The sequence below is a fragment of the Steroidobacter flavus genome (genome assembly GCF_042651805.1).
Taxonomy (GTDB): domain Bacteria; phylum Pseudomonadota; class Gammaproteobacteria; order Steroidobacterales; family Steroidobacteraceae; genus Steroidobacter; species Steroidobacter flavus.
Genome location: NZ_JBHSDU010000014.1, coordinates 975337 through 996315 on the forward strand (window position 1 = coordinate 975337; position 20979 = coordinate 996315).

Consider the following 20979-nt stretch of genomic DNA (forward strand, 5'->3'; position numbering starts at 1 on the left):
TTGTCGCTGGACGCCATCAGCTGCACGGCGCCCCACGTGCCAGTCGCGAGGTCGTAGCTCGAAACCGCCACGCCCGTGCTCTGTATCCATCCGAGCACCGCTTTGCCAGTCGCCCGATCGACCGCCACCTGCACGGCGCTCGACGTGACGGTCCCGCTATCGACACGAACCGCCGCTGACCATTGCGCGCTCGCCGCGTCATAGCGCCGCACATAGACGCCGCCACTGAAGATCCACGCGCCAAAACCATTGCCGTAGGCATCGAACGCCAGACTCGATGCACCCGCCGCGGCGCCATTGGTGGTCTCAAACAGCTGTGCCGCTGTCCACGTCCCAGCGCCAGGCAAGGACGTGAGCGCGCCGCTGTTCAGGCTGCGATTTTCGGTATGGGTGGTGGACAGCGCCGCCGGATTCGCCGATACCTGAGTAGAGCCCGTACCGCCGGTTGACTCGCTATAGGTCAGCGTCGTCGTGCGATTTTCGGCATCGGTGTACGTGCGCACGCGATACTGCCCGCTCACCTGTTGATAGGTGAATGACACCGAGCTGCCATCGCCCTGCGAGATGCTCGCGATCCGGCGGCTCGTGCCATCGTAGGTGTACGTCGTCACATACATCTGATCGTTGACCGACTCGTACAGGCCGTCGCTGTTCGCATCGACCAGCGAGACAGTGTTGTCGGCCGGGCTCAGATCCAGCACGACCTGCCGCAGGCGATTCGAGCTGTCGTAGTAGTAGCGGGTCAGCGTCTGAGTCTGGCCGTCGCTCACCACGCGAATGCTGGTGAGGTTATTGCCGGTGTAGTCGAGATAGGTGGTCTGGCCGGAAGCGTCGGCGATCGACGTGAGCAAATTTCCCGTATAGGCGTAGGTCACCGTGTTGCCATCGGCGTCGCGCGAATGCGTGAGCTGGCCGGAGCTGTTATACGTTTCAGTGTTGCGGCCGGAACCATCGGTCCAGGTCCAGGTGCCGCCGCTGTTGGTCAGCGTGTCGTGCGCGCCATCGCCTTCCGTGCTGATGTATCGCGCCTGTGCGACGTTGTATGTGTAGAGCACTTCGCGACCATCGCCGAACACCTTCCTGATGGTGCTGCCGGCGGTATTGAGCGCCCCGCCGGCCAATCCGTGCACGCGCTGGTGCACGCCGAGCCGCCAGTTGTCGCCATTGTCGTCATCGAGCAGGCCTTGCGAGTTGTAGGTGCGGACCAGCGACAGGTCCAGGCCCAGCGCGCTCAAGCGCTCGTCCTGGCTCTGAACGACCAGGTTGCCGGTGGTGCTGTTGGCGTATACGCGATCGGTGCCGCGTCCCAAGCTCGCGCTGCCCGATGCGCCCACGCCCCCCAACGTCGTCACCGAAGAGCCGAACAGACCCAGTCCCGACCCGCTGACTACCGCTACCATGTCGCAACCCTTTCAGAATTCGTAATGGATGTCCGCGACCACGGCGTCGTGGCTCGGCTTTCCAGATAAATCCAGGGTTTCGAAGGTCGGTTTAGTGACGAGCGGAAAAAAAAAGCGCGGCGGCGCCCAGTATCCGCTCATTCATGCAGCGGTTCAGGGCTCGGCTGGGAAATATCCGTCGCCGTTGCCCTCCCCCAAGGTCGTAAAGCGTCTTATCGTTGCCCGCGCCACTGCTCGTACAGCGAAGGCCCGGTCACGGCCTGAAACTTCAGAGGCGCGAGCGACGCCTGCTTCGGCATCGATGCAAAGAACTGCTTGGCGGGTGTGGTCTCGAAGTCGGCATCGATGAACGAGTAAACCTTCTGCATCAGCTCGGGCTGCTGGGCCATCACTTCGTTCATCTCGGTGCAATGGGTGCCGCCGGCGATCTCGAGCAGATGACCTTGTTTCAGGAAACCGCGCAGGTGCCGGGAATTCTCGATCGGCGTCGACCAGTCCAGGTCGCCGTTGAGCAGCAGCACCGGCACGTCGATGGACGAGTCGGCACGAAAGTCGTCAGCGACTCTGCGGGTCGGCGTCATGTCCCGCGTGTTGTGATAGTAATCGTTGATGTCGCCGAGCCATTTCTCTTCCGGCGCCTTACGCAAATACGCATCGCGCGTCGCGGTGATATCGAGACTGTTATCGATCAAGAACAGGATCAGCGGCCGACGCTCGGTGCTGGTGCGAGCTTCCCAAGTCTTCGCGGCCAGATAGCGATAATCGCCGGCGTCCAGCTCGGCAAGGAATCGCGGCCAGTTCGCGAGGCTGTCCAGCCGGGTGCCGGCAGAGAAACCATTAGGATTGCGCACGAGGTCGCGAAGATCGTCCGCGCCCACCGTGATCTGCACCCGTCGCCCGGTCTTCGGCTCTTCGATCTCGACCTTCGCCGGCTGTGCTTCCAGACGCTGCAAGACATTCTGCAACGACTTGATCAATCCTCCCCGCGGCACATAGTTGGCGAATGACGGATCGGCTTCCGCGAGCTGCGCGAGATGAACCATCGAAGCCCACAGGCCTCGCGGATCGTCATAGGTGTGATTGAGCGGTTCGACGCCGCTCAGCAACGCACGGTCCACCGTCTGCGGCCATCGCTTGAGATAAGAAAGGCTCCACTGCGAACCGAAGCTGCAGCCGCGCAGAACGATCTTGTCGTAACCAAGCGCGGCGCGCACATCGTGCAGATCGTCGACGATATTGAGAATGTCATAGCCGCGAAGGTCGACGCCTCTGCGAGTCCACTCCTGCAACGCCGACTCGAGCGTGGATCGCTGACTTTGACGGGTCTGCTCCGCCGAGCCCGGCAGATCCAACGGGAGCGTGGCCGGAGGCAGCGTCATCGCCGGCACGAGTCCGGGTGCGCGAGGGTTACCGCGCTGGCTGACGTAAATCACATCGCGCGTGGCGCGCAGAAGGCGCAGCTGTTCGCGTTCCCATCGATTCGTAAAAGTGAAATCGCTGCCGGGTCCGCCCGCCATCAGGAACACCGGCGCGCGTTTCGCTTCGCTGGCACCGGCCGGCGCCGCGAGCGCACGGAAGCGCAGGAAATGCACAGCTATCTTGCGACTGGCCGGATCGGCGCGATTCTCCGGCACGAAGATCAGACCGCGCTCGGCCTCCAACGCCGGCTCGCCCCCCATGCGAATCAGGTCCGGCGCCACGATCAGGTCGTGACTCAGGCCCGGCACCGAATACAGCACCGCGCACAGTGCGGTCGATACCGCCAGCCGTTTCAGCCACGCGCATGTCATCATCGAAAACCTCGAGCAACAATGGGCAACTCAACGAGTCAGCTTGATACGCATTGCGACCCGACAGCTTAGCCGCCTGCTTCGACAACTTGGCATTCGAGTCATTGCGTGCGGACCCGCGGCTCCTGCTGCCACCACTGCGGGCTAAGTTGGTTCGCTTGCGGCCACACTTGATCGAGCTCGTCCGTCTGGTACAGACGCCCGTTGATCATCACGTAACGCAGCGACAGCGATTGCCGGATGTCTTGCAGCGGATCGCCCTCCAGCACCTGCAGGTCGGCCAGCTTGCCCGCTTCGATGGAGCCGAAGTTTTTCCCGTGACCGATGGCTTCGGCGCCAACGATAGTCGCGGCGCGTAGCGCGTCGTGAGGTCGCATGCCGCCATCGACATAAGTCCACAGCGCCCAGTGCGCACCCAATCCTTGGATGGCGCCATGCACGCCAAGCGCGATCTTGCCTCCAGCCGCGAGCACCGCCAACGGCTGGGCCATGAGTTCGGCGGACGTGTATGTGCTTTGAAGCGGTCCTTTGCGAGCCGCCACTTCGAGCGCTTCGATCTCCGCGGTCGGAAAGAAATGCCGGACCTTCGCATCCCGATGCAGTCCGTGCTCATGCACAAAGCGCTCGAGCCGATCCTGCCCGCCCGGCTGCCCTTCCAGCACCGTCGGGGTGATCGTGATGCCGCTGTTCGCAAACAGTAGCGCCAGATCGCGATAGAACGGGGTCGCGGTCGTCATATGCTCCTGACCGCTGAATCCGTCGAAAACGCGCGTCAGACTCCACTTGAAGTCGCTGTTCCCTTCCGCCGTCGGCGTCAGCTTGTACTCCCGCACGCCTGCCATCAGCCATTGATGTACCTGACGGTCGGCATTGGTCATGTAGTCCTTCAGCGTTTCCGTGCGATAGAACTTCGCATGACGTTCCGCGATATCGCGTGCGTCCTCCGGACTGCGAATGCCATCGTTCACAAAGATGCCCCGCCCCGTCGTGAAGTAACGCGGGCCGAGCACCTCGCCGCTCGCGATCCGGTCGCCGTAAGTCAACGCGTCCATCGAGGCGGGCTGTGGATCGCGAATGCCGGTGACGCCATAGGCGAGATTCGCCTGGAACTCCCAAACTTGCGTGCGATGAACACCCCAAGGCGCTGCGCCATGCCAATGCACATCCACGTAGCCCGGCAGAATCGTCTTGCCCGTGACATCGAAGATTCGCGCGTCCTTCGGAACCCGCAGCGTTCCTTGCGCGCCTACCGCGACGATTCGATCGTCGGTCACCACAATGTCGGCGGGCTGGATGATTTCGTCGCCGCGCATCGTGATCGCACGTGCGCCTCGCAGGACGATGGATCCTTTGGGAACATCGCGCGGCACGCGGACGAGAACGTCATGGCGCTCATCGCGTGAGGTTGCAATATCTCGAATGAAGAACGTGCTGCCAAGCGACCAGGTCACCGTGCGACCGTCGGCGCTCCATTGCGGGAAGTCGGCCCCCTGACGGCTCAGTCGCCGCGACGGCAACGCCGGCGAATCGGCGGGCAGCACAACGATGGGCAATTTGAGCTTCGGCTCCGACTGCGCCCGGACCGGCAGATCCACCAACCACGCCTGATTGTTCACCATCGATAGCACTCTCGTGCCGTCGGGCGACAACATCATCTCGGTTGCGATCTCCTGCTTTGCAAATCCCGGCCCTTCGATACGCAGCACCGCTTCGCGCTGTGAGCCATCCCAAGCGACACGGACCAGTCCATCCACCGGGTCTGTGAAATATAGACGCGTCGTATCCTGGCTGAAATGCGGACGGCCGTAGTGAGACGACGCGCCCCAATAAGTCACCGGATTGATATGAGTGATGACGGTGGCGGCACCGCCCTCGGCGGGCAACCACACCAGCTCGCGACTGTTGCCGCGCCCGATGCCCAGATTCTCGTTGTAGAAACTGAAACGCTCATTGAACAGCGAGCGGGCCGCCACGAATCGTCGGCCGTCCGGCGAGTACGCCAGCTTTTCATAGAAGTCATTGGCCACCGGCAATCGCTCCGGCGGCCGTCGCCCTTGCACGTCCACGCGAGAGATGCCGCCGCCCTGCAGATCGTTCCAGGTCACATACGCAAGCCAACGACCATCGGGCGACCACGTTGGAAAGAACGCGGTGTCGCCTTCGTCACTGACTTGACGGGGGCGCGAGCGAGAGCGCATGTCTTGCATCCAGATGCGCCCCAGCGCCGAGAACGCGAGCATCTTCCCATCCGGCGACAACTGCGGCTGCTCTATCCGACGCGCATCGACATGTCGCTCATCGATGGAATACTCGAAGTGCGCAAGCGGAGCCAACTGCACGTCCACATCGGCAGTGAACGGAACCGGCCTGATCGCGCCGTCCGCGAGAGCGACGCGCCAGAGGCGGCCATGATTCGAGTAGATCAGAGCATCGCCGTCGGGCGTGAACGCTGCGCTCGGCAACAGGTCCCGACGAGGCGCCGTTTCTCTGGCACTACGATCGATATCGGAGACCAGCCAGCGCGATTTTCGCGAGGCCAGCTCCAGTAATTTCAGATGCGTCCGGCCTTCCCACTCGGTTGCATAGATCAGGTGGCGGCCATCCGGGCTGACGATGGGGCGTACGGCGCTGTTCAGCTCTTCCGTCAGTTGTTTGACGACTCCGCTCGCCACATCGACAGTGCCGATCTGCCAGGTCGCCGTGCTGGGCCATTTCGGTTTCACTTGAAAGGCCGCAAACAGGCGCTGCGAATCGTTGCCGAAGGCGGCACCAAGCACCGCCAAAGAGCCCGGCGGCTGACGCGAGTCGGCACCGGTCAACTGTCGGGCGGCAGCGCTACCGTCGGCCGAATATACAAACAGCTGATAGTGACGACCGTGGCTCACATCCTTGGTGCTCTTGCTGACGACGATCTGCTTGCCATCCGGCGTCCACTCCGGCGAAATGAAGAATGCGCCGGTCTCTCGAGTGAGCGCGCGTGTGGCGGACGTTTCGACATCGAGCGTCCACAGATTCTCGGCACCGCTACGATCGCTCACGAACAGAATCGAACGACCGTCCGGCGAGTAACGTGGCTGAGCGTCGAACGCCGGTCCGTCGGTCAGTCGCCGCGCGTGGCCGCCGCCGACGGGCATTACATATAAATCGCCGACCAGCTCGAACACGATGCTGGACGCATCGGGTGCAACGTCCAGCGATATCCAGGTGCCTTCGTCGGTGCTGAAACGCACCTGCCGCGAATCGGCGAGCGCTTGGGTGAACGCCAATAGTCCCACGAGTACAGCGCAGATCTGCTTCATCGTTGCTTCGCCGGCCACTAGCGCTTCGGCGCATCCAGGCTACGGATTCGTTCCGCGTTGAATTGCAGACCCGTCACGCGGCCACGGCCGTCGCGTTTAAAGGTCAAGCGATTCACGCCGTCATAGAAAAATTGGTCCGGCGCGAATCGCTTCGGCTCGCGCGGTGGCGCATAGCCCGCGGTGACCAGCAGCTTGCCGTCCTTCACCGCGACACGGAACGTGGTATCGAGCTCGTTGCTGAAATACTCGCCCACGTACTCGGACATCGTCTTCGAATCCGGCGGGCCGGCCGCATTCACACGTTTCATCATGTCCGCCAACGTGGAGTCCGGCAGCTCTTCCGCGGCGGGCACCGGCAATTGCTCTCCCAGAAATACGTTTGCAGTGCTGCGCGTGAGCTTGCCGACTGTGAGGCGGCCTTCGTTGCATAGAACCGCGACACTGAGTTGTTGGTTCGGGAATCGCTGCAGGAATGCGCTGTACCCGCCCGCGCCGCCGCTATGAAAAACCGTGGGCACGCCGCGATACTGCTCGATCATCAAGCCGTAGCCGTAAGTGCCTTCCTGACCGCCGTTGAGCGGCCGGAGCCTCGTCAACCGCTCGATCAGTGCCGGACCGCCTTTGCCGAGTCTGTTGTCGTAGAAGTTTGCGTCCCAGCGCGCCAGATCCTCGAGCGTCGTGATCACGCCGCCGGCACCGATGGAATCGTAGCTGGTGCGTACCAGGCGATACTCGCCACTGGCGGTCTTCAGATACGGTTGGGCACGGTTCTCGATAATCGGCACCGTGTCGTCGTTGCTCGGCGTGGCCGTGCGATCGCCGTAGTAGTACAGCGTATGGCGCATGCCCAAAGGACGAAAGATGTATTGCGCAGCGAACTCGCCAAGCGACAGGCCGCTGACACGCTCGACGATGACTTCCAACAACAGATAGCCTGAGTTGTTGTACGAGTACTGCTCGCCTGGAACGAAGTTGAGTTGTTTCTGGCGCGCCAGTAGATCGAGCGCCTCGCCTCGCGTAATGGGCGCGGAACGATTGCGGCCCGACAGTCCCCACAGATTGCTGTAATCGCGCAGGCCGCTCGTATGATGAATCAAATGCCGTATGCGAATGACGTGACCGTAATCGCGCAACTCCGGCACGTACTTGCGAACATCGTCGTCCGCCGAGACCTTGCCCTGCTCTTCCAGTAACGCAATGGCGGTCGCGGTGAATTGTTTGGAGATCGACGCGATCGAGAACGCCGTCCGCGGCGTGACTGGCACCTTTTGCTCGAGGTCCGCCATGCCATAGCCGCGCTGGAAAACGATCTCCCCCTTGCGCATGACGCCGACGGCGCAGCCGGGGCCGCGCGTCGAATCCTGACTGGAGAAAACTTTGTCGATGGCAATGTCGATGTCGGCGTCCGCCAGGCTGACCGCCGAAACGCTCAGGCCGAGCAACGTCAACGCAGAGCCGCGCAGAGAAATTTTGGCACGCATGATTTCAAAGCGCCGTCGGCGTGAACCTGACGCTGAACATGTAATTGCGACCGGCGTTGCGAGCGATGACCGCGGTCTGGAAGCCGCTGTAGATGTCTTCGTCGGTCAAGTTGTTTCCCTGCAGGCTGAATTCCATGCTGTCGTTGAACCGGTAATGCAGGCCGAGATCCACTCGCGTGTACGCCGGCAGCTCGCGCTGATTGGTGGCTTCGGCCCAGCGCTTGCCCACGTAGTTCGTGGCCAGCGACAGGCTCAGCCCGTCCATCGTTCCTTGCGAAAAGTCATAACGGGTCACCAGCGACGCGGTCTGCTCGGGCGCGTTCTGGAATTCCAGGCCTTCCTGCCCGGGGATGGGCGACTTGGTCACTTCGGTCGGGTTGTAGCCGTACGAGGCCATCGCGGTCACGCCCGGAGCGACATGCCCGGCCACTGTGAGCTCCACGCCTTTCGAGGTCAGCTCGCCGGCCGGAATGAAAAAATTGAAATCCACCGGGTCGCGCACCAGCACGTCAGGCGTCACGATGTGATAGATGGCCAGGTTGATGGCCGTGCTCGTTCCCGGCACCAGATAGCGCGCCCCCACTTCGTACTGCACAGCTGTTTCAGGCGCCGTGAAGTAAGTGCCGTCTCGCATGAGCACGGGTGAACGCGGCGAGAACGAGGTGCTACGGTTCGCGTACATCATGAACGCGTCGGTGAAGTCATAGAGCGCGCCGATTTGCGTCGACCACTCTTTCGCAATCGTGTCCGGCGCACGCGTCCTGACGCCGGTGGCCACCTGCGTCGTATAGGTCTCCGCCTGCGAATCCGTATAGCGTCCACCGAGCACGAGCGACAGATCGCCGATGGTCGCACGCTCTTGAATGAACGCCGCATCGGTGCTCGACGTGAACAGCGACTCTGTCGTTCGGGTCAAACGCAGCGGCGTCAGCACCGAGTAGTCTGGATCGTAGACGTCGAGTTGCGGCATGGTGCCGGTTGCGGGCGCGTAGGTTCCGAGCTTGCCGAAGGACCGGTACGACAGATAGTCCACACCGGCGATCACCTTGTGCTGCACCGATCCGGTATCGAAGTTCGTGGCGATATTGATCGCGGCGGTAAAGCTCTTCGAACCTTGATCGCGCGGCGTGATCGTGCGCGTGATCGTGCGATTGTTCGCTGTCAAGCCGGCACCGAATCCGTCCACGCCCCAGCGGTGCACGTCCGCCCACGTCATTTGTACATTCATCGACAGGTTGTCGGTGAACTCGTGCGTCAGGCGCGCACCGACATCTTTGTATTCTTCGGTTTGCTGGGTGACACCGGCGAAATAGCCGGTGTTGGTCTCGATGGGAATCTCGCCATTCGGCGCCGGCAACAGCGTGCCTACCGTCGGAATGCGACCGTCGTAGATGCCATTCGGGGAACTGATGCTGTCGAACGTACCTTCGATCGTGAGCAGGGTGCGATCGGACAGATCGAACGACACGACCGGCGCCACCACCGTCGTAACCTGCCGCCAGTGATCGAACGGCGCGCCGCGATCCTGATAAGACGCATTGACGCGGGCACCGACGTTGTCACCCAGCGGACCGCCGAGATCGAGCGAGCCGCCGTAGGTATCGAAGCTGCCCACTTCCACGCCGAGCTGCGAGTAGTACTCGCTGGTGGGCTGCTTGGTGACGATGTTGATCACCGCGCCCGGCTGCATCGATCCATAAGTGATCGAGGACGGGCCTTTCAACACTTCCACGCGCTCGACATTCACCAGGCCGATGCGCCCCGGCTTCACCGGGCTCGGAATCATGCCGTTATAGGCATAGCTCGGACCCGAGCCGCGAATGTTGAAGTTGTTGCCGAGGGCGTAGTCGCCGAGCAGATTGTTGGCGCTTGGCAGGAAACGAATCACGTCATCGATGTGCGGGCCCGAGAGCACTTCGATGATTTCCGGATTGAACACAGCGACGGTCTGCGGCACTTCGCGAATCGTCGCTGCCTGCGCGCCTCGGCCGTACACGGTGACGACCTCGACTTCTTGCAGCTCCTCCACTGGCCGCGCCGGCGCGGCGGCGGGCATCGGCTTCGCTTGCGCGAGTCGGATGAAATTGCGATTCGATGCTGGAACGGTAGTCGCGGGGTGACTCGGCGTGATGGCAATCGTGTTCGGCGCGGTTTCGACGAAGCTCAGATCGCTGTCGGCCAGCAACATGCTCAACGCATTCGCGACGGTGAGACGTCCCGACACGCCCGGCGCTTTGCGCTCCGCCAGATTCACGCCTTGCGACATCACCTGCAGCTTGGCCTGCTCCGAAAAATCCAGCAGCGCGCTCGCCAGCAGCTGCGGCCGGATCTTGAAATCGACTTCACGCTCACGAATATCGGCCGCGCCCGCCCACGTCGAGTACACCGCGATCGGTGCCAACAGGGTCAGTGTCTTGAGCTGCATGAAACGTTCTCCCCGATTCGTTCTGGTTGTACGCCGTAATGACGAGTCAGAGAGAAAAAGCGGCCCTGGGGATCAGGGCTCGGCGCCGCGCTCGCGACTGACGAGCGTCACCGAGCCATCCTGCAACGTCACTGCGCGCACAGGAAACACTTGCGGTAGAGAAGTGATCCACTCATCGACATGCGAGCGAAAGATGGTGCCCGAGTAAGTCAGATCGGCGACCCGTGGGTCTTCGATAGACAATCGCGTCGACGCATGACGATTGATGATCGGCAGCACATCGCGCAGCGGCGTATCGATAAAGCGCGCGTGATCGCCGGACCAGTCGGGCGCGACCGTTGCAGCCGGCGGCGTTTCCGCCGTCGTCGCGATCGGAAGCACGGCCTGCTGCCCCATCGCCAGCACGCGCTCAGTCTCAATCGTACGCGTCGTGCCGGATGACACCGTGGTTGTCGCTCGAGGCGATTCGTCACCTCGAGTGACGCGCACCTTTCCTTCCGTCACAGTGACCGTGACTTGATCGGAGCGACGTTGCACATTGAAAGCAGTGCCGACCGCGGTGACGCGCACCTCGCCCGCCTGCACCATGAATGGACGGAACCGGTTGTGCGCCACTTCGAAGTACGCTTCGCCCCGCTGAATATTCAAGAAACGACGCGTCGGCGAGTAAGTCACATCGACTACTGAATTCGCGCCGAGCACCAGCGACGAGCCGTCATCGAGCATGATTGTGCGATGACGATTCTCGGCGGCCGCATAAGTGTTCGTGCCGTGAGTCTGAGCAATCCACCACCCCGCGCCGACGGCCATCGCGCCAATGGCGGCCGCCAGCGGCCAGACATTTGCGAATCTCCGGCGGCGCACCGGTGGCTCGACCCGACGCTTCAGCTCTTCACGATCTCGCGGCGGCAACACGCGGAAGCGTTGTCGCATCGTTTGCAGCTCCTCGAACGCCTTGCGATGGTCATCGGCAGCCTCGAACCATTCGAGCCAGGCCTGCAAATCTTCCTGGCTCAGCTCGGGATCGTCGAGCCGCTGCAGCCAATCGGCCGCCAGTTCGTACGGGCTCTCGCTGGCATCGTTCGCGCGCTTGAGTTCCATGTTCATTCTCCTTGTCTCGAACCATCCGCTTCGATGCGCTCTCGACAATGCAACATCGCCCGGGTCACGAACTTGCGTACCGTGCGCTCGTCGACCCCGAGCTCGGCGGCGATTTCACTGGTGCTGTAACCCTCGACCACGTGCTTCACGAACGCCTGGCGTAAGCGCGGCGACAACTCGTTCAAAGCCGTCACCGCGCACTCGAATTCCTCTGTCGTGATAGCTTGAACATCCAGCGCCCCCAGCCCGGTGACGTCATCTAGCGTCCCGGCATCGACCTGCTCGCGGGCATAGCGATGGCGGATAACAGTGTGTCGGGCGCGATCGACGGTGAGATTGGCGGCGATCCGGAACAGATAGCCCCGCAGGAAACTGACAGCGCCGGGCTGATGCAGCTGGAGCAATTTGACATACGCCTCCTGCGCCACATCCTGTGCCTCCTGTTCGGAGGCCACACGGGTCCTCAGGAAATTGACCAGCGCACGGTTGTGCTCGCGAAACAGCTGCCGGACCACACCATAGTGGTCCGCCGACGAGTCAACGGACGGATTCCGGTCCGCCGCAGTCCCCGCCGGTTCCGCTTGTCGCCGCTGATCAGGCTCTAGGCTCATGTTTTAGGCACGTCAGCACTCCCCGCGGACCTATGACGATCAACTCGCGGAAAGCGGCCCTCCCCGGCCCGACAATACCGGATGGCGCGGCTTCAGGTAATCCAGCGGGCGAAGCTGCCGGCGTCGGCGTTGCCGCCACTCAACACGACCACGACGCGCTTGCCCCGGCAATCGATCTGATTCGACAGCACCGCCGCCAGTGCCACCGCGCCGCCCGGCTCCACGACCAGCTTCAACTCGCGCCAGGCAAAGCGGATCGCGTCGATGACCATTGCGTCGGTCACCGTCAACCCGCCCGCCAGCTGAGTACCGGTGATGGCGAATGTCAACACGCCGGGCGTGGGCGCCATCAACGCGTCGCAGATGGTGGCGGGACCGGGCGGATTGGTTTCGCGTCGGCCCGAACGCAGCGAGCGTGCGGTGTCATCGAAGCCCGCCGGCTCCGCACTGTAGATATCGACCCCAGGATTCTCCGATTTGATGGCGAGGCAGGTGCCAGCGAGCAGCCCGCCGCCGCCGGTTGGAACGATGCACGCGTCCAGCTCCATGCCAAGCGCGCGAGCCTGCCATACGATCTCCAGCCCCACCGTGCCCTGCCCGGCAATGATGTGGGGATCGTCGAAGGAAGGAACCACGGTTGCGCCTCGATCGCGCGCGAGTCGATCGGCGATCTCTTCCCTGACGTCGGTGATGCGATCGTAGAAGACGATCTCCGCTCCGTAGCCTCGCGCGTTCTCGATCTTGATCCCCGGCGCATCGCGCGGCATGACCACAGTGGCCGGAATTCCCAGCCGCTGTGCCGCCGCCGCTATGCCTTGCGCATGATTGCCGGAAGAAAACGCAACGACGCCGGCGCGCCGCTGTTCGGCCCCCAATTGCATGAGCCGATTGAGCGCGCCCCGAAACTTGAAGGATCCCGTCACCTGCAGACATTCGGCCTTCACCAGAATCCGCCCGCCGGTGCGTCGATCGAGGGCCGCGCTCTGGATCAGCGGTGTTTCCAGCACCTGGCCGACCAGCCGCCGGGCGGCAAACTTCACATCATCGGCGCTCACGCTCTGCATGTCTGCAGGATGCGGCAACTCCGCCCCGCGCTCATCGGAAAATCTACTGAATACGTGCAGCGGCTGCCGATTCGGGCGCAAACTAGCGACCGGAACAACCCAGGGGAGCGGGCATGAAGCACTTTCTGCTGTTTTATGAAGTGGGCGCCGACTATGTGGAAAAGCGCGCCCAGTTCCGGGACGCTCATCTGCGCAAAGCCTGGGACTCCATTGCCCGCAACGAGATGATCCTCGGCGGCGCCCTGGCCGATCCCACCGACGGCGCGGTCATTCTGTTTCGCGGGGAGTCGCGAGCGGTTGCCGAGGCCTTCGCGAAATCGGATCCTTATGTCCAGAACGGGCTGGTCGCTCACTGGTATGTGCGCGAGTGGTCCACCGTCGTGGGCGAGCTGGCAGTGAATCCAGTGTCACCGCCTCGATGATCTGCCCTAGCGTGTGAGCACTGCCCGCACCTGAGCGAGATCGACCCCTTTGAAATAGGTTGTGAGATCTTGCATGCCGGCCAGTGCCAGCCGAATGGGGTCGGGACTTTCGGCGCCCGCGCTCAATTGATATTCCTGGACGATGTGATCGTCGTCCGCGCCGCAGATTTTCAGGAATGCCGCCACCACGATGCCGGTGCGATCTCTTCCAGAAAGACAATGCACATAGAGAGGAAATTCGATCGTGCCGCTCGCGACCGTGCGCACGATTCCTCTGAGCCAGGTTCGTACTTCGGCCCGAGAGGTGTCGTACTTCTCGATGTCGTTCGCAATCGGGAAGTGATGATTGCAAATCTGCGGATGCTGCTGGTCGGCGCTGCCCTGTAAACAAAAGATCGTTCGCGGATGGCCGATGGCCGCGAGGTCCTGCAACCATTTGATGGTGCCGCCGCGTAGCAGACGCCGTTCAGGCAGCAGCGTCCTGCCGGCGATCAAGTTGATGAACAACCCGACATCGCGGAAATTGACCGCCGCATTGGGATCCGTGTAGTCGAGACTCAGGGGCCGCTCCTTCGGTCAGCGGCACGAATCTTACCTGAGTGTCGGCGGTCATTCGCCCGTTTGACTGTGCGGGCTGTCGACCGGCTTGGACTCCGGCGAGCCCCGCTGCCGCAGGAAAATCGTCAGGATCACCATGGACCAGATCGCCAGGAATTCGCTTTGCCAGTTCTGGAAGGATTGGAACCAGAAGCGCGCGTGCGTCAGGAACTCCAGGAGCGTGACTTCCGCTTCCCCGTGCAGACGCTGCTCCTCGTTAAACGATGCCAACCCACCCAGGGCGTGACACACGAAGGACACGATGAATAGCGCCAGAAACGCGAGACTCAACGAGTGCTCATACAGCCGAAGTCGCCAACCGCCCGCCTTCACTGGACCGGGAGCGTCCGGCTTGCGACTCAGCCGGGGATCGCGATCAACCTCTTCCGGCTCGTCCGGCGACTTCGATTCAGCCGAGCCGCGCTGATACAGAAAGACTGTAAATAGTACGTAAGCAAACATCTGCAAGAATTCGCTTTCCCAGTTTTCCGCGGTCGCTTCCACGAAACTGCCGCTGCCGAGATACTGCACGAACGTCGGTGCAGGTGCGCCATGATCCCGCTGCTCTTCCGACTCATCGAGCCAGCCGGTCACCGCCTGACCGGCCCAGAACAGCAAAAACAGCGCGAACAGCACCAGCGACAGCCCGTTGTCGCGCCAGATTCGTTTCATCCCGGTCTCCTGCGTCGCTCTCTCAACCTGAATAATTCGTAGGGGTTGAGCGGAGATCCCTCCAGGCACGAATCACCCTGCCAAAGGGAATATCCCGAACAGCAGCGAGCTGACCAGCATGACCGCGCAGGCCGCCAATGCCCAGCGCAGCGAGAACCGCTGATGCTCCCCGAATTCGATCCGGGCCATGCCGACCAGCAGATAGGTCGACGGCACCAGCGGGCTGAGCAAATGAATCTGCTGGCCGACCAGAGACGCACGGGCCAGCATGGCCGGCTCGATGCCATAGGCGGCAGCGGCCTGCGCCAGGATGGGCAGCATGCCGAAATAGAAAGCGTCGTTGGAAATGAAGAACGTAAACGGAATGCTGAGCAAGGCCGTGATGGGCGCAAGGTAAGGCCCGAGTTCCGGCGGCAGCATCCGCAGAACAGACTGGGCCATCGCATCGACCATGTGAGTGCCGGACAGGATGCCCATGAAAATGCCGGCCGCGAAAATCAACGCAACCACGGCAAGCGCATTTCCCGCGTGTGCCGCCAACCGTTGCTTCTGCTCGGCGAGCGACGGGTAGTTCAGCATCAACGCCACCGCGAATGCGAGCATGAACAGCACCGCCAGCGGCAGCACACCGAGAACCAACATCACCATCAACGTCGCTGTCAGCAACAGATTCAACACAAACAACTTCGGGCGCAGCGCGGCCTGATCGCGTTCGGGCTCTTCGGAGATGAGATCGCTTTGGACGAGCACATCAGCCACCAGAGTGCTCTGCGACGCCACCCGAATGCGTTCCCGCCGCCCGAACCACCACGCCACGACGATCACCCACGCGGCACCGACCAACATGGCGGGCACCATCGGCAGAAACACCGTGGCCGGGTCAAGCTTCAATGCGCTGGCCGCACGCGCCGTTGGCCCGCCCCAAGGCAAAAGATTGGTAACCGCCGCCGCCATGATGATGACGCAAGCCATGCATCGCACATCCAGTTTGAGATGCCGATACAGCGGCAACATCGCCGACACCGTGATCATATAAGTGGTGGTGCCATCGCCATCCAGCGACACCAGCAGTGCCAGCACCGCGGTTCCGACCAGGATCTTCACCGGATCGTTGCCGACGAACTTCACGATTCTCACGATCAACGGATCGAACAGCCCGGCATCGATCATGATGCCAAAGTAGAGAATCGCGAACAGCAACATGACGCCCGTCGGTGCCAGCTGCTTCACGCCATCGATCATCATCTCGCCAAGGCTAGGCGCAAATCCGCCGAGCACGCCGAACACGGTGGGAACGATGATCAATGCCACCAACGCGGACAACCGCCGCGTCATGATCAGCGCCATGAAAGTCGCGACCATCGCGAACGCCAGTAGCGACAGCATCGATTCGCTCAAGGATGTGCGCTCGACGCGGCTCGAGCGACATCGACCTCGGACGATAGAGCGTGCACTGCCCCGTGCAACGTCGGACGCGATGTTGCGGCGGAATTCACATTGACGCTGCGGTCGAGAGTCAGCGCGTCGCCATCGAAGCGGCAGATCACCGTATCCCGAAATGCGGTCTCGACGAACTGCCAGGTCATCTCGAACGTGCGCTCATCGAGCCAGCGTCCGCCGGCGAGCACTCGCAGTTTGTCGGGCTCATATTGATGATGGAGCTTGCCGCCCGTCATGGTGGTGTCCGTTTCGATCCAGTCACGCAGGCCGACCGCGATCCGGTGCGTGCCGCGTGCATCCTGCATTGAGAATACGCAGCGCTCGGAGGTGAAGTCGAATTGAACGCTGACGACTCGATCTTCGTTCGGCTGCATATCGAACTTTCGTCCGGATATTTCCTTCGATTTGGGCGAGCGAGTCAGAGTCAGCGGCGTAAGCAATCGAAGCTTTCGGCACCGATCCGCGAGTTCGCCATCGCCACCGCGTGCACTCTCGAAGGCCGCCGGAAAATAGCGCCAGACAGCATCCCGCAGTTTCTCGTCGGTCGTGCCGGCCGTGCAGGCCAGCACCGCGTCGTGCTCGGGAAACACGAAGCAGAACTGCCCAAACAAACCCGCCGCGTAATAAATTCCGTGGCCGGGCCCCAGCCACCAATGATACCCATACCGACCGTTGTGAGCTTGCGCTCGGGTGGCCTCGCTCACCCAGGAGGCGGGCAGAATCTGCCGCCCCTGCCATTGGCCGTTTTGAAGATGCAGACGGCCCAGTTTCAAAGTATCGAGCGCGGTCCAGCTCAAGCCGTTGCCGCCGGGATTGATGCCGCCCGGCCCCAGATCCCACAGCAGATTTTGCATGCCAAGCGGTGCAAACAGTCGCGGCTGGAGATAGTCCCGAAGCGACTGCCCCGTGGTCCGTGTGATCAACGCCGAGAGCATGAAGCTGGAGGCGCTGTTGTAAACAAACGTTGTGCCCGGTTCGTGCACCAGCGGCAGCTTGAAGAACTCAGTGACCCAACTCGAGGTGATCTGCCGCCACACCGAACCGGACACGCCCTCTCCGTGCCCGGTCTGCATGGTCAGCAGATCGCGCACGGTCAGCTGTGACAAGGCCGGCGCGGCGTTCGCCGGCAACTCGTCTTCGAAGAACGCGGCAACCTTATCTTCCAGACCGAAGCGACCTTCAGCGATAGCCAACCCCACGCCGCAGGCCGTGACGCTCTTGGTGAGCGAGTGCTGCATGTGAAGACGGTCGCTGCGATACGGCCACCACCCGCCTTCAACGGCTAACGCACCGTGACGATAGAGCATGAGGCTGTGCAGCTCGATCTCTTGCGCCGCTGCCTCATCGAGAAATGCCAGCACCGCACGCGAATCGACGCCCAGCTCGCGCGCCGGGACCACCGACGCGCAACCTGAAGCACTCGCTGCCGCACTTCCGAGCAGCAGCGAGTTGAAGCTCCGCCTCGTGATCTTCATCAATAAGTCACGGTGTACGTCATGCGCATCGTCGCGCCCTGGCCCTGGCTGAAGTAGGAGCTGTTGGCGTAACGCCAGCTGTCGGGCGTGAAGTAGTCCTCGTTGAGCGCGTTGTTGACGGCGATAGCGAGCACGCCTCGGCCCAACTGACCGCTGACCGACAGATCCAGCAGCGAATACGCTTCGACATCCGCCTGACCGAACACGGCCGGATTGTTTGGGAAGCGGCTCTGTCGCGCGGAATGCATGAACTGTCCACGCACCTTCCAGGTTTCGCCGAGAGCGCGGTCGATGTACACCGTCGACTTCACCGGTCCGATACGAGTCGTGTCGAGCTTCGACCACCGGCCGGTCGTCACATTCTGCGTCTTGCCATCCACCCAGCTGACCGATGCGCCGAGTTGCCAGTCATCCGACACTTCGGCGTCAACCGAGAACTCCGCGCCCCACAACTTCTCAGGCGCCCGCGTCAGCTCGAATGTCAAAGCGTTGTAGGTCGAGCCGTAGTCAGACGTGCTGTAAAACACGGCGAACTGCGTTTTCACACCGCCGCGGTCCGTACGCATGCCGAGTTCCCAGCTGTTCACGGTATCGGCCTTGAAGTTGAACACCTCGACACTGGTCGCCGACGTCGAACGCAGCGCGCGGCCGAAGTCACCGATCGAATAGCCTTGTGAGAAGCCCGCGTAGTAACTGAATCCCTCGAACGCTCCAGAGCTGATCGGCGTCGTCACGACGCCGATGTTGCCCACGAGACCATCGAAGCCCACTTCACCGCCCTGCACCGTCACACCGCCGAGCAACGTCGGAGAGCTGGCGATGGTTGTGAACGTGTCGACGGAAATCTTCGTGTCGTCGTAGCGCACGCCGCCGCGAACGTTCAGCCAGTCACTCACTGGCATTTCCAATTGCACGAACGGCGCAATCGACTTCGCGACCAGCTCGGGCACATAGACGCGGCCGTCGAGCAGCACTTGCACCGAGTTGTCGTGCGTATAGTCGACGCCCCAGAGCAAACTGCCGGTCCGGCCGCCGAAGGTAAGCGGCGTATAAACGTCGGAACGCAAGCCCCAACGTTCGGATTCGATCTGCGTCTGTCCGCCATTGGGCGGAAAATTCGCCGGCGGCAGCGCGAAGCCGTAACGCGCGTCGTACTCGTTGTAATAGCCGGACAGGTTCAGCTCGCTGTCGTGGAACAAGCCGCGCTGTACGTAACGGAGGATAGTCGTCTGACTCTTGGTGAGCTTGTCCTCGCCCGGCGGCTCGGCCCGAATCGAATTGGTCGCCACCGAACCGAACACGCCAACCGTACCCGCGCTATAGTCGGTGTCCTGGATGTTCTGGTACGCGTTGGTCGAGAGATAAATGCTGGCGTTGTCGTTGATGTTGAAACCGAACTTGCCGTAGTAGTTATAAGTGTTGGTATCGGCGATACCGCCCTGTCGCTGCGGATCGGGGATGATGCGCTTACCGTCGGCGGCGAACAGCGAGTTGTAAGCTTCGTAGTAACCGCTGCCGACGAACGAGAACCGATCGCCCGCCGTGACAGCGCTTTGTTCGACAGACCAGTTGAGACTGTCGCTCAGGTGCGTGAGCGAGCCGCCCACGCCCACACTCGTACGCAGCTCGCTCTCTCCCGGCTGAGCCTCGCGCGTCGCATAGTTGATAACACCGCCGGCGGCGCCGAGACCGTAGATCGCAGTCGCACCTCTGATCACATCGACGCGACCGATCGCCGAAGGGCTGATCAACCGCAGATCGCGGCCGCCATCTCGCAGCGGCACCGTTGCGGGAACGCCGTCGATGAACACGGCGGGCTTGCGACCACGCAGAGTTTGAAACGCATTTGAGTAGCTGCCGCCCGACGACAAGCCCATGCCAGGAACGGTTCGCTGCAGAACTTCGCCGAGGTCGTTGGAGAACTGCGTCTGCTCGCGAAGATCCGCAGCGTCCAGCACCGTGACCGAGCCCGGCACGGATTCGAGATTCTGGGGCAAGCGTGAGCGGGTGGCCGATACGGTGATCTCCTCCACCGAATCGCCGCCGCTCGTGTTGGCCTTTTCCGCCGAACTGGCCGTGCCGGTGGCCAGCACTCCCATGGCTGACAGCGCGGCGATTTCTATCGTTCTATGACGCACCATGTCGATCTCCCCTTTGTTAAGTATACAGGCAGCCGTTCAGAGCATCGCGCCGTCGGGCTGCGACAATTAAAAACTGACCCGTCCTTGATTGGCGGACGCGGTGGCGTCCGCGCCGATTCAACGCGCCTTGCCGGCCCGTTCGAGAATTTTTCCGAAGAAGTCCTGCACCTGCGCATCGAGCTTCTCGGACTCGTGCTCGGCTCCGGGAACAATGTCATGACGGACATTGATCCCCGCAGCTTCGAAGCTGCGTTTCAGATTCACCATGCGCTCGACCCGCGAGTTGCCGGCGGCGTTGAAGTTCGCGCCCTCCACGCCCTCGCCCATCCAGTAGGCAGAGGACTTGTCGATGTCTCCCGGATACGGCTTGTTGTCGTCAGCCCCGATCACCATCTGCACCGGGACCTTGCGCATCGCTGGCAAATTCATCTTCACACCGAAACGTGGTAACACGTCCCGCACGCCGATCCACCAATCGCTCTTGTCATCCAGCAATGTCACGACGCCCGGCGCCCCGATCGAGACGCCCAACAGGCGATGCGGATGCAGATAGTAGAAACGATGCGCGAAGTGCCCGCCGCCCGAGAACCCGAACAGCAGGAAGCGCTCATCGCGCAGCCGATATTTCGCCGCGATCTCGTCGACCATGCTGAGTAACACCAGGTCGTAGCGCGTGTTCGCGAAATCGATCAGCTTGTAGTTCTCGAGATCGTTCGAGGCTTGCGTGTTCGCGGCGAACAACGGGGCCAGCACGATGGCATCGTGCTCTTCGGCAAACTTCGCGTAACGCGAGCGATAGCCCGCAGCATCGCGCTCGGTGCCGTGCACGACGACGATCACCCAATATTCCTTGGTGCCGTTCTCGTCGTAGTTTCTTGGCACGAACAAGGTGTAGAGCATGCGAGGATCGAGGCGAGCCGCCCGATACGGCGTGTTGCCGACGTCGGACCATTCGAATTGCTTCTTGGGACTCGAGTCGTCAGCCGCCCCGCTGGACGTGGCAGCGATTGCCAGTCCCAGCATCACCATGATCGATCGCAACAGTTTCATACTGTCTCCCC

General features: G+C 62.0%; 15 protein-coding genes. 1 reads left to right on the forward strand and 14 read right to left on the reverse strand.

From position 1 onward, the window contains the following. From ACFPN2_RS26745 to ACFPN2_RS26780, 8 genes are all read right to left on the reverse strand, one after another. Positions 1-1400, reverse strand: a 1400-nt coding sequence (locus tag ACFPN2_RS26745) for an RHS repeat domain-containing protein (RefSeq protein WP_380602339.1), incomplete at its 3' end; no start/stop codon positions are given. Between the two features lie 212 nt (positions 1401-1612). Then, positions 1613-3193, reverse strand: a complete 1581-nt coding sequence (locus ACFPN2_RS26750) for an alpha/beta fold hydrolase (protein ID WP_380602341.1) — start codon at positions 3191-3193, stop codon at positions 1613-1615. Positions 3194-3291: 98 nt separating this feature from the next. After that, the gene (locus tag ACFPN2_RS26755) at positions 3292-6489 is read right to left on the reverse strand and encodes an amidohydrolase family protein (RefSeq protein WP_380602343.1); all 3198 of its coding nucleotides are present in this window, start codon (positions 6487-6489) and stop codon (positions 3292-3294) included. Between the two features lie 17 nt (positions 6490-6506). After that, a complete protein-coding gene (locus ACFPN2_RS26760; protein WP_380602345.1) occupies positions 6507-7970 on the reverse strand; it encodes a serine hydrolase domain-containing protein in 1464 nt (487 codons plus the stop codon). Positions 7971-7974: 4 nt separating this feature from the next. Next, the gene (locus ACFPN2_RS26765; RefSeq protein WP_380602347.1) at positions 7975-10395 is read right to left on the reverse strand and encodes a TonB-dependent siderophore receptor; all 2421 of its coding nucleotides are present in this window, start codon (positions 10393-10395) and stop codon (positions 7975-7977) included. A gap of 72 nt (positions 10396-10467) precedes the next feature. After that, on the reverse strand, positions 10468-11496 hold the full coding sequence (locus ACFPN2_RS26770) for a FecR family protein (protein ID WP_380602349.1): 1029 nt from the start codon (positions 11494-11496) through the stop codon (positions 10468-10470). Between the two features lie 2 nt (positions 11497-11498). After that, positions 11499-12107 (reverse strand): RNA polymerase sigma factor, encoded by a 609-nt coding sequence (locus ACFPN2_RS26775; RefSeq protein ID WP_380602351.1) that lies wholly within the window; start codon positions 12105-12107, stop codon positions 11499-11501. 92 nt (positions 12108-12199) lie between these two features. Beyond that, positions 12200-13171 carry a threonine ammonia-lyase gene (locus ACFPN2_RS26780; protein WP_380602353.1) on the reverse strand — a complete coding sequence of 324 codons (972 nt, stop codon included), beginning with the start codon at positions 13169-13171 and terminating at the stop codon, positions 12200-12202. Positions 13172-13284: 113 nt separating this feature from the next. Here ACFPN2_RS26780 and ACFPN2_RS26785 point away from each other — a divergent pair, with 113 nt between their 5' ends. Next, positions 13285-13593, forward strand: coding sequence for a YciI-like protein (locus tag ACFPN2_RS26785; RefSeq protein WP_380602355.1), 309 nt, complete (start codon positions 13285-13287; stop codon positions 13591-13593). A gap of 6 nt (positions 13594-13599) precedes the next feature. Here ACFPN2_RS26785 and ACFPN2_RS26790 read toward each other — a convergent pair whose 3' ends face one another. From ACFPN2_RS26790 to ACFPN2_RS26815, 6 genes are all read right to left on the reverse strand, one after another. Continuing rightward, positions 13600-14154 carry a tyrosine-protein phosphatase gene (locus tag ACFPN2_RS26790; protein WP_380602854.1) on the reverse strand — a complete coding sequence of 185 codons (555 nt, stop codon included), beginning with the start codon at positions 14152-14154 and terminating at the stop codon, positions 13600-13602. Positions 14155-14202: 48 nt separating this feature from the next. Next, positions 14203-14862: a DUF6766 family protein gene (locus tag ACFPN2_RS26795; protein ID WP_380602357.1), complete on the reverse strand. Its 660-nt coding sequence runs from the start codon at positions 14860-14862 to the stop codon at positions 14203-14205. Between the two features lie 72 nt (positions 14863-14934). After that, a complete protein-coding gene (locus ACFPN2_RS26800; RefSeq protein WP_380602856.1) occupies positions 14935-16248 on the reverse strand; it encodes a CitMHS family transporter in 1314 nt (437 codons plus the stop codon). Positions 16249-16256: 8 nt separating this feature from the next. Continuing rightward, positions 16257-17777: a serine hydrolase domain-containing protein gene (locus ACFPN2_RS26805; RefSeq protein ID WP_380602359.1), complete on the reverse strand. Its 1521-nt coding sequence runs from the start codon at positions 17775-17777 to the stop codon at positions 16257-16259. Continuing rightward, complete coding sequence (locus ACFPN2_RS26810; protein ID WP_380602361.1) at positions 17777-19918, reverse strand: TonB-dependent receptor; 2142 nt, start codon at positions 19916-19918, stop codon at positions 17777-17779. Before ACFPN2_RS26810 ends, ACFPN2_RS26805 begins: the two co-directional genes overlap by 1 nt. A gap of 117 nt (positions 19919-20035) precedes the next feature. After that, entirely contained in the window at positions 20036-20968 is a 933-nt protein-coding gene (locus ACFPN2_RS26815) for an alpha/beta hydrolase (protein WP_380602363.1), read from the reverse strand. Between the last annotated feature and the right edge of the window lie 11 nt (positions 20969-20979).

Excerpts from the sequence above, each read along its gene's own strand:
- ACFPN2_RS26800 (WP_380602856.1), bottom strand. The coding sequence starts at position 16,248 with ATGCTGTCGCTACTGGCGTTCGCGATGGTCGCGACTTTCATGGCGCTG.
- ACFPN2_RS26775 (WP_380602351.1), bottom strand. The coding sequence starts at position 12,107 with ATGAGCCTAGAGCCTGATCAGCGGCGACAAGCGGAACCGGCGGGGACT.
- ACFPN2_RS26795 (WP_380602357.1), bottom strand. The coding sequence starts at position 14,862 with ATGAAACGAATCTGGCGCGACAACGGGCTGTCGCTGGTGCTGTTCGCG.
- ACFPN2_RS26815 (WP_380602363.1), bottom strand. The coding sequence starts at position 20,968 with ATGAAACTGTTGCGATCGATCATGGTGATGCTGGGACTGGCAATCGCT.
- ACFPN2_RS26750 (WP_380602341.1), bottom strand. The coding sequence starts at position 3,193 with ATGATGACATGCGCGTGGCTGAAACGGCTGGCGGTATCGACCGCACTG.
- ACFPN2_RS26765 (WP_380602347.1), bottom strand. The coding sequence starts at position 10,395 with ATGCAGCTCAAGACACTGACCCTGTTGGCACCGATCGCGGTGTACTCG.
- ACFPN2_RS26810 (WP_380602361.1), bottom strand. The coding sequence starts at position 19,918 with ATGGTGCGTCATAGAACGATAGAAATCGCCGCGCTGTCAGCCATGGGA.
- ACFPN2_RS26785 (WP_380602355.1), top strand. The coding sequence starts at position 13,285 with ATGAAGCACTTTCTGCTGTTTTATGAAGTGGGCGCCGACTATGTGGAA.
- ACFPN2_RS26760 (WP_380602345.1), bottom strand. The coding sequence starts at position 7,970 with ATGCGTGCCAAAATTTCTCTGCGCGGCTCTGCGTTGACGTTGCTCGGC.
- ACFPN2_RS26770 (WP_380602349.1), bottom strand. The coding sequence starts at position 11,496 with ATGGAACTCAAGCGCGCGAACGATGCCAGCGAGAGCCCGTACGAACTG.
- ACFPN2_RS26755 (WP_380602343.1), bottom strand. The coding sequence starts at position 6,489 with ATGAAGCAGATCTGCGCTGTACTCGTGGGACTATTGGCGTTCACCCAA.
- ACFPN2_RS26780 (WP_380602353.1), bottom strand. The coding sequence starts at position 13,171 with ATGCAGAGCGTGAGCGCCGATGATGTGAAGTTTGCCGCCCGGCGGCTG.
- ACFPN2_RS26805 (WP_380602359.1), bottom strand. The coding sequence starts at position 17,777 with ATGAAGATCACGAGGCGGAGCTTCAACTCGCTGCTGCTCGGAAGTGCG.